General features: G+C 37.6%; 10 protein-coding genes. All 10 read right to left on the bottom strand.

Going from position 1 to position 14165, the window contains the following annotated elements; genetic code table 11:
* Positions 1–79: 79 nt before the first annotated feature.
* Positions 80–1384, bottom strand: coding sequence for a trigger factor (gene tig / locus ABEA36_RS11735; RefSeq protein ID WP_345492386.1), 1305 nt, complete (start codon positions 1382–1384; stop codon positions 80–82).
* Positions 1385–1502: 118 nt separating this feature from the next.
* The gene (lpxD, locus tag ABEA36_RS11730; protein ID WP_345492384.1) at positions 1503–2531 is read right to left on the bottom strand and encodes a UDP-3-O-(3-hydroxymyristoyl)glucosamine N-acyltransferase; all 1029 of its coding nucleotides are present in this window, start codon (positions 2529–2531) and stop codon (positions 1503–1505) included.
* Positions 2531–3019, bottom strand: coding sequence for an OmpH family outer membrane protein (locus tag ABEA36_RS11725; RefSeq protein WP_345492382.1), 489 nt, complete (start codon positions 3017–3019; stop codon positions 2531–2533). The genes lpxD and ABEA36_RS11725 overlap by 1 nt, the downstream gene beginning before the upstream one ends.
* A 40-nt stretch (positions 3020–3059) precedes the next feature.
* Positions 3060–5474, bottom strand: coding sequence for an outer membrane protein assembly factor BamA (gene bamA / locus ABEA36_RS11720; RefSeq protein WP_345492380.1), 2415 nt, complete (start codon positions 5472–5474; stop codon positions 3060–3062).
* Positions 5475–5512: 38 nt separating this feature from the next.
* Entirely contained in the window at positions 5513–6838 is a 1326-nt protein-coding gene (gene rseP / locus ABEA36_RS11715) for a sigma E protease regulator RseP (RefSeq protein ID WP_345492378.1), read from the bottom strand.
* Between the two features lie 9 nt (positions 6839–6847).
* Positions 6848–7684 carry a phosphatidate cytidylyltransferase gene (locus ABEA36_RS11710; protein ID WP_345492376.1) on the bottom strand — a complete coding sequence of 279 codons (837 nt, stop codon included), beginning with the start codon at positions 7682–7684 and terminating at the stop codon, positions 6848–6850.
* Positions 7685–7698: 14 nt separating this feature from the next.
* Positions 7699–8418: an undecaprenyl pyrophosphate synthase gene (uppS, locus tag ABEA36_RS11705; RefSeq protein WP_345492374.1), complete on the bottom strand. Its 720-nt coding sequence runs from the start codon at positions 8416–8418 to the stop codon at positions 7699–7701.
* Positions 8419–8591: 173 nt separating this feature from the next.
* Complete coding sequence (crp, locus tag ABEA36_RS11700; protein ID WP_345492372.1) at positions 8592–9224, bottom strand: cAMP-activated global transcriptional regulator CRP; 633 nt, start codon at positions 9222–9224, stop codon at positions 8592–8594.
* 118 nt (positions 9225–9342) lie between these two features.
* Positions 9343–9558: a YheU family protein gene (locus ABEA36_RS11695; protein ID WP_345492370.1), complete on the bottom strand. Its 216-nt coding sequence runs from the start codon at positions 9556–9558 to the stop codon at positions 9343–9345.
* Positions 9559–9929: 371 nt separating this feature from the next.
* A complete protein-coding gene (gene rpoC, locus ABEA36_RS11690; protein ID WP_345492368.1) occupies positions 9930–14147 on the bottom strand; it encodes a DNA-directed RNA polymerase subunit beta' in 4218 nt (1405 codons plus the stop codon).
* Positions 14148–14165: the final 18 nt, after the last annotated feature.

The raw sequence follows: 14165 nt of genomic DNA, 5'->3' as shown, positions 1-14165 counted from the left end.
TTCCTCCTAACTAAATAAAACAGCCCAAAATAGAATACACGTATTTTGGGCTATAACTTGTTCTAAAATCAACTAAAACTTAAGCTTGTTGTTGCTGATTCATTAATTCCGAAAATGAGTATACTTTATCGGTTACTTTGGCTTTTTCAAGTAACATATCAACCACTTGATCTTCTAATGCAACAGATTTCAAGTTCTCTAATGCTTTTTTATCTTTGCTATAATAAGCAACGACTTCTTTCGGATCTTCATAAGCTGTCGCAATCTCATCAATTAGAGATTTAACACGATCTTCATCAGCTTTTAATTGGTTGCTTTCGATAATTTCGCTGAATAATAAACCAATAATCACACGACGTTTTGCTTCTGGCTCAAAAATCTCTTTTGGTAAATCCATAGGTTGCTTAGCATTGCCACCAAAACGTGACATAGCTTGCTGACGTAACACATCAATTTCACGATCAACAAGTGGTGATGGGACGTCAATTTCATTATGTTTGACAAGTCCGTCAATCACTTGTGCTTTAATTTTGTTACGTACAGTTGCTTTAAGCTCTCTTTCCATATTTTTACGGACTTCAGCTTTTAAACCATCAATGGTTCCTTCAGCAATACCAAAACGTTTAATCACGTCATTAGTTAATTCTGGTAATTCTAACTCTTCAACTTTTTTCAAGGTAGATGCAAATTTAGCGGCTTTACCTTTTAAATTTTCAGCATGATAATCTTCAGGGAATGTCACATCGATATCAAATGAATCGCCTGCTTTATGACCTAAAATTGCGGTTTCAAAACCAGGAATCATACGGCCTTGACCTAATACAAGTGCAAAATCAGTCGCTTTGCCGCCTTCAAATTCTTCGCCATCAACGGTACCAACAAAATCAAGCACAACACGCATTTGATCTTGTGCATCTTTAGTCACTTCTTTCCATGTACCTTGTTGTTTACGCAGTGTTTCGATCATGGTTTCAACATCAGCATCAACGACATTTGCAACCGGTTTTTCAACTTCGATTTTATCAAGGTCTTTAATTTCTACTTGCGGATAGACTTCAAATTCAACACTGAACGGGTAGTCTTCACCTTGTTTATATTCAGTTGGAATATAAGTTGGTGAACCCGCTGGATTGATTTTTTCTTGAATAATCGCTTCAATAAAGTGACGTTGCATTAATTCACTCAATGCATCTTGTAAAATGGATGCGCCATAACGCTGTTCAACAACTTTTAATGGCACTTTACCTTTACGGAAGCCATCAATACGGACTTTCTTCGCAGTATTAATGAGTTCTTTATCAATTGCTTTTTTGATATCTGCTGATGGAATAGTTATCGTTAAACGTCGACCTAATCCTTGTGTTGTTTCAACCGAAACTTGCATCTTTGGTACCTCAGAATCATGAATTATTTTGTGTTTGTATTTTTTAAATGTTTTGCCCAAGACAATCAAACACAACAAAGTTTATAAAATAGGCATGCATTATACAGTTCGATACTGCTTACGTCGAGACTTTTAATAGTTCCTTCTCTAACGATTTTAATCGTTTATTCATCTCATCAATATGTAAGACTAATGATGCGGTTTTACGCCAAACTTTATTGGTTTGTAAAGGAATTCCTGATGAATAGACACCCGGTTCAGAAATCGGACGCATCACCATCCCCATGCCAGTTACCGTGACTTTATCACAAATTTCCATATGACCATTAATCACACTCGCACCGCCGATCATGCAATACTTACCAATTTTTAAACTGCCAGCCATTATCACACCACCTGCAACGGCAGTATGTTCACCAATATAGTCGTTGTGCGCTATTTGACATTGATTATCAATAATCACACCATCACGAATGATCGTGTCATCTAATGCACCACGATCAATGGTGGTCGATGCACCAATTTCAACATGATCACCAATTATCACACGACCCAACTGCGGAATTTTAATCCAATTACCCCGATCATTTGCATAACCAAATCCATCGGAACCAATGACAGCACCAGATTGAATTAAGCAATTATCGCCAATTTGAATATTATGATAAATAGCAACATTGGCCCATAGCTTTGTGTTTGCACCAATTTTAGTATTTTTACCAACAAAGCAACCAGCACCAATAATTGTATTATCCCCTAGGGATACACCACTTTCGATGACGGAATTTGCTCCGATTGCAACATGACGACCTAAAACGACATCATCTGCAATCACTGCAGATGATGCGATACCTTGTGCAGGTAATGGTGTAGTATCAAGCAATTGAGCAAGCTTTGCATAGGCTAAATAAGGATTAGTCACAACTAATGCTGCACCTTTCCATTTAGCTAAACTTTCCTCGGTTAATACCACAACACTGGCTTTACAGGTTATGAGCTGATCTTGATATTTTTTATCAGATAAAAATGTGATTTGCCCTTGCTCAGCGGTCGACATCGAAGCAATGCTGTTAATAACCAGATTTTCATCACCCACTAAAACAGCGTTTAATTTTTCTGCAAGTTCTTTAAGCTTATAAGAATGCATTATTTTTTAACCTGTTCCAAAACCTTGCTTGTTACGTCAACAGCATCAACAGCATAAAAAGCAGCTTCTGCTTTTAAAATAAGATCATATTTTTCTTGCTCTGCAACTTTAACAACAGCATCTTGAATTTTTGTTAATAATTTGCTTGCTTCTTCATTTTCACGTTTACGATAGTCCACTGAAAATGCTTTAGCTTTGTCTTCAAATGCTTTAATTAAGTTAGTTAATTTAGTTTTTTCTGAAGCAGATAATGTCATACCATCTTTTTGTAATTTTTGTGCTGCGTCATTCGCTTTTTTCTCTTCTTCTTGTAACACCTTAGCACGAGCTTCAAATTCAGAATCAAGCGTTTTGCTCACAGCTTCTCTCTGTGGCATTTGCTGTAATACAGAAACAACATCAACAATCGCAATTTTTGTCTCAGCATTAGCAACACAAGTAAATAACAATGCTACGCTTAATCCCATAACTGATATAATTTTTTTCACACTAATCACCTTTTATATTAAAAATAACATTTTTATTTTATTACCAAGTAGAACCAATATTAAACTGGAACTGCTGCGAAGAATCACCATCAAATTTCTTGATTGGTTGAGCATATGAGAACACGAGTGGCCCTAATGGCGACATCCACTGCACGGCAACGCCGGCTGACACACGAATATCAGACGGTGACCCATAATCAGGAATGTTTTTATTGTTGATATCCCACTTTGTATCCCACACAGTACCGGCATCAACAAATAATGATGTACGAATACTGCTCGCATATTTTTCACTGACAAATGGCGTTGGCACAATGACCTCACCACTGACAAATGCAAGGGCGTTACCACCAACAGCATCACTAGAAGCCGAACATCCATCATAATTAGATAAATCACAATTAGACTTGAATTTAACTGCTTTTGGACCAACTGTATTCGATTTAAAACCACGTAGTATGGTTGAACCACCTGCATAGAAGTTTTCATAGAATGGGAGTTCTTTACCACCAAAACCAAGCCCATAGCCTAGACGACCACGCGCTAATAATACCCATTTTTGATCATAATCTAATGGATAATAGTAAGATCCATCTACAACCATTTTTGCAAAACGGTTATCAAATACCGGTAACGTCACTTTACCATTTGCGGTAACTTTTATCCCGTCGGTTGGGAAGTAACCACGGTTTAGAGAGTTATAACTCCAGTAAGCATTCACTAATAAGTCATTAGCATTAAATGAAACACTATTCTTATTTGCAACATTTTCACCCATTGATTTAAAGTAACGCCACATTCCATACTGGGCATCCATATCATCGAGTTTATGATTTGCGTATTCAAGACCAAAACGAAGAAAATTCTTTTCACTAATCGGGAAACCTAAATTGGTTGTGGCTCCCCACGTTTTGCTAGAATATTCAGATACGTCACCGTTTTCTTTATCCGCTTTATAGGTGTTGTAGTAAACACTACCACCTAAACTGACACCATCAATGGTGAAATAAGGGTTTACGGCTGAAATTGATGCTGTTTTATCTGAATTGGTGGTATTCACATCAAATGAGACACTGTTACCTGTACCTAACCAGTTCTCTTGTGCAATACCTGCATTAAAGCTTAAGCCGCTATCCGAGCCGATCCCAATACCAAATTTAATACTACCGGTATTACGTTCTGAGACTTTATAAGTAATATCGACTTGATCATCAACACCCGAGACTTTTTCAGTTTCAGTTTCAACCACATCAAAGAAACCTAATCGGTTAAGTCGTGTTTTACCTAATTCGACTAAATCATTACTTAACCATGCACCTTCCATTTGACGCAATTCACGACGAATAACTTTTTCACTTGTGACAGTATTGCCAACGATATTAATTTTACGAACATAATAACGCGGCCCCACATCAACAAATAAGATCAATTTAACTGTATGATCGGTATCATTAATTTCAGGATGAGTAATCACTCGAGGGAAAGCATAACCGTAATTCGCTAACATTTTTTTAATTTGGTCTTCTATTTCGGTAATTTTTTTACCGTTATAGAGTTCACCCAATTTCAATTGTTCAGTTGCAATTTGTTCAACTTTATCTTTATGAACAGCATAATTGCCTTTTAATTCAATATCTGACAAGTTATAACGTTCACCTTCATTGATATTAATTGTGACATAAATACCTTTTTTGTCTGGCGTTAAACTGACTTGAGTTGAATCAATATTAAAACGAGCATAACCACGATCTAGGTAGAAACCTTGTAGCTCATCCAAATCTGCAGCCAGTTTTTGTTTTTGGTATTTTCTATCACCTAACATATTCCACCATGGCACTTCATCTCGCAAAGCAAAACGAGAAATCAGCTCATCAGAAGAATAGGCTTTTGCACCAACAATGTTGATTTGTTCAATTAACGCAGAAACCCCTTCGGCTATCTCTAATTTTAAATCAACGCGGTTTCTCGCTAGAGGTGTCACCACCGCTTTAACTTTTGCGTTATATTTACCGATGCTGTAATAGAAATCTTCAAGCCCTTTTTCAATGGCAGATAAGGTCGTACGATCTAATGATTCGCCCACACGTACACCGGATCCATCGAGATTAGATGTCAACATATCGTCTTTAACGGATTTATTACCTGAAAAAGTAATGCTTGCGATTGTTGGGCGCTCTTGAACATGAATAATTAATGTCGCGCCATCACGAGCGATGGTGATATTTTCAAAGTTACCACTTGTATAAAGGGATTTGATAATACTACCTAAGTCAGATTCATTAACATAATCGCCAACTTGTACTGGCATTTTTAATAATGCCGCACCCAATGTAACGCGTTGTAATCCTTCAAATTTTATATCTTTTACCATAAAATCATCAGCACCAAAAACAACGGGGCTATAAGCAGAAGAACTAAAAAGCAAAGATGCTATGAGTAATTTATTAATTCTCATTTGTGAGGCTCACCTTCATTATATATTACTCCATTCCATCATAGGGATAATCTTAGAAAATCGTTAAATAACGCGATACCCATTATGACCATTAATAAAATAAATCCCAACCGGTACATGACTTCTTGTGTTGCTGTGGACAGTGGACTACCTTTCATTTTTTCAATTAAGAGAAAAATCAAATGCCCCCCATCTAGCATCGGTAACGGTACAAGATTAATTACACCTAAACTAATACTAATAAATGCTAAAAAAAACAAATATGGCACAAAGCCATAACTTGCGGTTTGCCCAGCACCTTTGGCAATTGTTATTGGACCAGACAAATTTTTAATACTGATCACACCAGTAATTAATTGGTAAAATGATCGCACTACCAATTTTATCGTCAACCCAGTTTGGTCGATACTTTTAACAAATGCGCTTACTATATCATACTGTTTTACACTTGTGTTATTCGTCGGATAAATTCCTACTACACCGATTCTTTCACCTTTAGCATTAACATCCATCTGAGGAGTTAATGTCAACACAACGGACTGATTACCTCGTTTTACATTAAGCTCAATAGGTTGACCCGTTTTAATCAATGTAACAAAACTGTCCCAATCATGATATGTTTGATTATTATATGATTGAATTTCATCACCAATTTGTAGCCCTGCTTTTTCAGCTGCTGATTGAGGAACAATCTTGCTGATAATGGGGTAAATCTCTACAGGTGCAGGGACAAAACCAAACGCAGCAATCGGAGACTGTTTTTCAATATCAAATTGCCAGTTTTTAATATCCACCCATATCTCATTATGATGTTCGGTTGGCGTATCATAAGTGATAACCACGTTATCTTTACCCATCTCATTAATTAATGCTGAATTAACATCAGACCAACTTTCTATTTTGATACCCGCAATCGTTTTTAGTTCCGCACCTTGCGGAATATTTACACTTGCAGCAGGCGTATTGGCAATAATTTGAGCAATTTTGACAGGATAAGTCAGTACGCCGATTTGAAAAATTAACCAATATACTAATGCCGCTAAAATAAAATTGGCAATCGGCCCCGCACTAATAATCGCAGCCCGTTTTGCTATCGACTTATGATTAAACGCAAAGGGGATCTCTTGTTCAGTAAGTTGGGTATTACGACCATCCAACATTTTGACATATCCACCAAGTGGAATGCACGCGATCGCAAACTCAGTTCCTTTTTTAGAGGTATAAGACCATAACTTTTTGCCAAAACCAATCGAAAAACATTCAACTCTTACGCCACATAGCCTAGCAATAATGAAATGCCCAAATTCATGAACAGTGACAAGCACACTGATGGTAATTAAAAAAATTAATGTTGTCCAAATCACGAAAGAATCCTATAAAAGATACAATGAAAGGGCAGCAAAAACAGGAATCGCAGCAGTGAGACTATCGATACGATCAAGAATACCACCATGACCAGGAATGAGATGACCACTATCTTTGATATTCGCTTCACGCTTGAACATACTTTCCGTTAAATCGCCCAACACGGAAACTAAAATCGCAACAATCGAACTGATAACAAGATGAGAAAAAGACACAGCAAAATAATTGCTAGCATATACAATCACCGTAATGATCAATGATAGCGAAACACCACCGATAAGGCCTTCTAGGGTTTTACCTGGTGAAACTTTCGGTGCTAACTTGTGTTTACCCAATGCTCGTCCGGCAAAATAAGCGCCAGAATCAGTTGCCCAAACAAGGATTAATACATACAGTAACCAAAATGCACCATGGTATGTATCATAAGAATAATGAATTTGTCTTAATTGAATCATACCAATAAAAAATGGGATTAAAGTACAACATGCAAACAACGATTTAATCACATTATTTTGCCACAAAGTCGTTGTTTTGGGATAACTGATCACAAGCAATAATGCCACGATCCACCAAATCAATGAGATGTATAATACAGATTTAAAAATAAGAATTTGATCCGTTATCGTCGATAGGTAATAGATGGCAACAGCCAGTATTGTTAGAATACAGGTAAATAAAACTTTATTACTCCGTGACGTTAAACGCAGAAACTGTGTCCATTCCCATGCTGATAATGCAAAAATAACGACCATTACTGCGACAAAAACAGTCAGCGGTAAAAAGAATAAACAGATAATGACTAATGGTATTAAAACTATGGCTGCCAATAAACGCTGAATTAACATTACTTATCCTAATTTTAAGATTCTATGACTCGGCCAAAACGCCGCTCTCTCTTATTAAATGTCGAAATAGCTTCATCAAGTGCATTTCGATCAAAATCAGGCCATAGTATATCAGTAAAATAGAGTTCAGAATAAGCAATTTGCCATAGTAAAAAATTACTTATACGATATTCACCACCTGTTCGAATCACCAAATCAATTGCAGGAAGATCATGTAATGAAATTTGGTTATTGATGGTTTCTTCATTAATATCATCGACAGTCATCTCGCTATCATTAACTTTTTTAATAATTGACTTAATGGTGTGAGTAATGTCCCATCGCCCACCATAATTGGCTGCGATATTCAGCACTAATCCTGTATTTTGAAGGGTTAGCTGTTGTACATCATCAATCATGGATTGCAGTTGAGATGAAAAGCGAGCGGTATCACCGATAATATTCAAGCGAATATTATTTTTATGAAGCACTTTGGCTTCACGATTTAATGCGTAGACAAATAAAGACATCAAAGCTGAAACTTCTTGTTCTGGCCTTTTCCAGTTTTCACTGCTAAAAGCATACAATGTTAACGCTTTAATGCCGATTAAACTGGCATGTTGAACGGTTTTTCTTACTGCTTTTAAGCCAGCTCGATGACCAACGACACGGAGCTGGTTGCGATTTTTGGCCCATCGCCCATTTCCATCCATAATAATAGCTACATGATTTGGAATGAGTTTATGTTGTGTCATGCCTTCCCTATTTACACTTCTATAAAAAACTAATGATCATGTTAACATAACCGATAAAAGCCAGTAAATTTATTTTACTTACCTTAAGCCTTTATATTTCTTTAAAGATTCAATTAGATAATTAAAAAAATGTAAAAAAAATGAGCTCAATTAAAATAAACTTTACAAAATTATCATCGCGTACCGTAAACAACGATCGTTTTACCATGAGCAGAGATTAAATGTTGCTCTTCCAACATTTTTAGAATACGCCCAACCGTTTCCCTTGAACAACCTACAATTTGCCCGATTTCTTGTCGTGTTATTTTGATTTGCATACCATCTGGGTGCGTCATCGCATCAGGTTGTTTAGCAAGATTTAATAACGTTTGCGCTATTCGACCAGCCACATCAAGGAATGCTAAATTGCTCACTTTTTCAGATGTCACTTGTAAACGATTTGCCATCTGTGCGGCTAATTTCATTAAGATATCGGGATTAACTTGAATCAGTTGTTTAAATTTTTTGTAAGATATCTCTGCAACTTCACAACTGGTTCGTGCTTTAACCCATGCACTACGTTCCATGCCTTCTTCAAATAAACCTAATTCACCGATAAATTCACCTTGGCTGAGGTAAGAAAGAATCATCTCTTTACCTTCATCATCTTTAATGAGCACTGCAGCAGCACCTTTAACAATGTAATAAAGTGTTTCGGCTTTTTCACCTTGATGAATTAACGTACTCTTAGCTGGGTATTTATGAATATGGCAATGGGATAAAAACCATTCTAACGTTGTATCGGATTGTTGTTTGCTAATGATCATTAGGTCCTACTCCAGTTATACAATATCGAGTTATTATGTGACACTATATCAAACTTATTCAAAAAATTATATATCAGAGATTATTTTAATCGCTTGTTATACCTTTTGCTGCTTGGTTTTATAGCAATTTATCAGTGGGTTTCAAATCGACGGTTTCATGTAATTCAGACCATACAATCACAACCTTGCCTTGGATGAGCTGCTCACGGACATCCTGAACTTTTTCAGCAAGCGATTTTTCAATATCACCATAATCCGTCCCTTCGCGTAATACAAAGCTCTCGATAATGTTAATTAGCGTTGACTCATCTAGCTCTTGCCAAGGAATGATCATAATTCATATTCTCTTTTTTATACTAAGTATTGTGTTTATCAAATGAAATACGTTGGTGACTGTATCTACCTACATCTTAAAATAATAACAAAACGTTATCATGATTTAAGTCATCTCTTTTAAGTTCATAGCATTCATTACACGAAGTGATGTTAATTAAGCGAATCGCCAACATTACAGTTAAGCCAGAGTAACAAACTTATTTATCATAGTATGACACATCGCATAAATTAAACAAAACCAGTTTAGTCAATAATCAGGAGGGGAAGAATAAATGTGATGACTAATGGGCCACAGCGTCATGATTATCATTCACTCATAAAAAAAACCGCTTAAAAGCGGTTTTTTTATTTAGAAAGCGAAACAACCTATTAGTCTTCAGCTGAGTTAAGTAGCTCTGCTAAGTTGGCAGTTGCTTCTTCAGCAGTCATGGTTGGCTCAGATACTGTTGTTGTGTCTACCCCGACAGAACGTTTACGTAAGCGTTCTTTATGGTAAGCATAACCCGTACCTGCTGGAATCAATCGACCAACAATAACGTTTTCTTTAAGACCACGAAGTTCATCATTTTTACCAGCGACAGCAGCTTCCGTTAACACGCGTGTTGTTTCTTGGAACGATGCGGCAGAAATAAATGATTCAGTTGTCAATGATGCTTTAGTAATCCCTAGCAAGTCATGGATATAAGTTGCTGGTTCTTTACCTTGTGCTTCAAGTTCACGATTCATTATTTTAATACGAGATACTTCTAATTGCTCACCTTCAAGTAAGCGTGAATTACCTGTATTCATGATCGTTGCTTTACGCAGCATCTGACGAACGATAACTTCAATGTGTTTATCATTGATTTTTACGCCTTGTAAGCGATAAACTTCCTGTACTTCGTTAACAATATAACGCGTTACAGCATTTACGCCACGTAAACGTAAAATATCATGCGGTGATTCTGGACCATCTGAAATCACATCACCACGTTCAACATGCTCACCTTCAAATACGTTAAGCTGACGCCATTTAGGAATCATCTCTTCGTATGGTTCGCTGCCATCAGCTGGTGAAATAACCAAACGACGTTTACCTTTTGTCTCTTTACCAAATGAAACAATACCATCGATTTCAGCAAGGATAGCGGGTTCTTTTGGTTTACGCGCTTCAAATAGATCTGCAACGCGAGGTAGACCACCGGTAATATCTTTAGTACCTACCGATGCTTGTGGAATACGAGCAAGTACATCACCGATATTGATTTGCGCACCATCTTCTAATTGTACTAATGCTTTACCTGGTAAGAAGTATTGTGCAGGCATTTCTGAACCTGTTACAAACACATCTTTACCTTTCGCATCGACAATTTTGATTGCAGGACGCAGATCTTTACCAGCTGCGGTTCTTTCTGCAACATCAAGTACAACAATTGAAGATAAACCTGTTAACTCATCAGTTTGACGCGTAATTGATTGACCATCAACCATATCAACAAACTTAACTAAACCTTGAACCTCTGATACAACTGGCATGGTATGTGGATCCCAGTTTGCAACGGTTTCACCCGCTTTAACTGTGCTACCTGTACCTTTGGTTAAAATCGCACCGTAAGGGACTTTATACGTCTCTTTCATACGACCAAGTTCATCAACCACCGTTAACGCTGTATTACGAGAGGTAATAACAAGTTTTTTGTCTGGATTGATAACAAATTTAGCATTCGATAATTTAACATTACCGTTGTTTTTAACTTGTACGCTTGATTCAGCTGCAGCCCTTGATGCCGCACCACCGATGTGGAACGTACGCATCGTTAACTGTGTACCTGGTTCACCGATTGATTGTGCTGCAATAACCCCGATTGCTTCACCTTTATTCACTAAATGACCACGTGCTAAGTCACGTCCATAACAGTTTGCACAAACACCGAAGTCTGTATCACATGAAACCACTGAACGTACTTTAACACTATCAATTAATTCCGCTTCTAATAAATCACAGAATGCTTCGTCAAGTAACGTGTTACGTGGAATCAAGATATCTGCACTACCCGGTTTTAATACGTCTTCCGCAGTGACACGACCTAATACACGTTCACGTAGTGGCTCTTTTACATCACCACCTTCAATCACTGGGGTCATGATCACACCTTCGTGTGTTCCACAGTCATCTTGAATAACAACAAGGTCTTGCGCCACGTCAACTAAACGACGAGTTAAGTAACCTGAGTTTGCTGTTTTTAATGCTGTATCGGCTAAACCTTTACGCGCACCATGCGTAGAAATAAAGTACTGAAGTACGTTTAAGCCTTCACGGAAGTTTGCTGTGATTGGTGTTTCAATGATAGAACCGTCTGGTTTTGCCATCAAACCACGCATACCAGCAAGCTGACGAATCTGCGCTGCCGAACCACGAGCACCTGAGTCGGCCATCATATAAATGCTATTAAATGATGATTGCGTCTCTTCTTTACCTTCTTTATTGATAACTTTTTCAGTGGATAAGTTATCCATCATCGCTTTAGCAACACGTTCATTAGCGGCTGCCCAAATATCGATAACTTTGTTATAACGTTCACCAGCTGTTACTAAACCTGATTGGAACTGTTCTTGAATTTCAGCAACTTCGGTTTCTGCTTCATTAATGATACCCGCTTTCTTAGCTGGAATAACCATATCATCAATACCAACAGATACACCTGAACGTGCTGCGTAAGCAAAACCAGTATACATCACCTGATCAGCTAGAATAACGGTCTCTTTCATACCTAATTGGCGATAACACACGTTTAAGATTTTAGAAATTGCTTTCTTACCTAACGGCTGGTTAACCACAGAGAACGGTAACCCTTTAGGCATAATTAACCATAAAATTGAGCGACCAATTGTTGTGTCAACTAGTGAAATTGACTCTTGCCATTCATCAGCATCATTACGGTGATATTCAGTAATACGCACTTTAACACGCGCATGCAATTCAGCCACACCTAAACGATACAGTTTTTCTGCTTCTTTAGGGCCTGTTAATACCATGCCTTCACCTTTCGCGTTAATTTTATCACGCGTCATATAGTAAAGACCAAGTACCACGTCTTGTGATGGAACAATAATCGGCTCACCACTTGCTGGCGATAGGATATTGTTAGTTGACATCATCAATGCACGGGCTTCAATTTGCGCTTCAAGTGTTAATGGAACGTGTACAGCCATTTGGTCACCATCGAAGTCGGCGTTGAATGCCGCACAAACTAATGGATGTAACTGAATCGCTTTACCTTCGATTAGGATGGGTTCAAATGCTTGAATACCTAATCTGTGAAGTGTTGGAGCACGGTTTAATAATACCGGATGTTCACGAATCACTTCATCTAAAATATCCCAAACAATCGCATCTTCACGTTCAACCATTTTTTTAGCGGCTTTAATCGTCGTCGCATAACCACGACGCTCTAATTTGCCATAAATAAATGGTTTAAATAGCTCAAGTGCCATTTTTTTCGGTAAACCACATTGGTGTAGACGTAAGTATGGACCCACTGTAATTACAGAACGACCAGAGTAGTCAACACGTTTACCAAGTAAGTTTTGACGGAAACGACCTTGCTTACCTTTAATCATATCAGCAAGTGATTTTAATGGGCGTTTATTTGAACCAGTAATTGCACGGCCACGACGACCATTATCTAATAATGCATCGACGGATTCTTGTAACATACGTTTTTCGTTACGTACAATAATATCAGGGGCTGCAAGATCTAATAGACGTTTTAAACGGTTATTACGGTTGATCACACGACGATATAAATCATTGAGATCTGACGTTGCAAAACGACCACCATCGAGTGGCACTAATGGACGTAAATCAGGTGGAAGCACCGGTAATACGTTCAAAATCATCCATTCAGGTTTATTTTCTGACTGAACAAAAGCTTCAATAATTTTGATACGCTTAGTGAGTTTCTTACGTTTAGTTTCAGAGTTAGTCGTTGATAACTCATCACGTAATGTTTCACATTCCGCATTTAAATCTAAATTGCGTAATAACTCTTGAATGGCTTCAGCACCCATACGCGCATCAAATTCGTCACCAAACTCTTCAAGTGCATCAAGGTATTGTTCTTCAGTTAAAATTTGACCACGGTCTAAATTTGTCATACCGCCGTCAAGAACCATAAATGATTCAAAATAAAGCACACGCTCAATATCACGTAGTGGCATATCAAGTAATAAACCAATACGAGATGGCAGTGATTTAAGGAACCAAATGTGTGCAGTTGGAGATGCTAACTCAATATGCCCCATTCGCTCACGACGAACTTTAGCTTGAGTCACCTCAACACCACATTTTTCACAGATCACACCACGGTGTTTTAAACGTTTATATTTTCCACATAAACATTCGTAATCTTTTACTGGACCAAAAATTCTGGCACAGAATAAACCGTCACGCTCAGGTTTAAATGTGCGGTAGTTAATGGTTTCTGGTTTTTTAACTTCACCAAATGACCATGAACGGATCATGTCTGGTGACGCTAACCCAATTTTAATCGCATCAAACTCTTCAGTTTTAGTTTGTGCTTTTAGAAACTTTAATAAGTCTTTCACTAATTGGCTCCTATGGAG

The organism is Orbus sasakiae, from assembly GCF_039542345.1.
Classification (GTDB): Bacteria; Pseudomonadota; Gammaproteobacteria; order Enterobacterales; family Orbaceae; genus Orbus; species Orbus sasakiae.
Note: the sequence above shows the minus strand (reverse complement) of the source record. Positions and strands in the feature narration are given on the sequence as shown.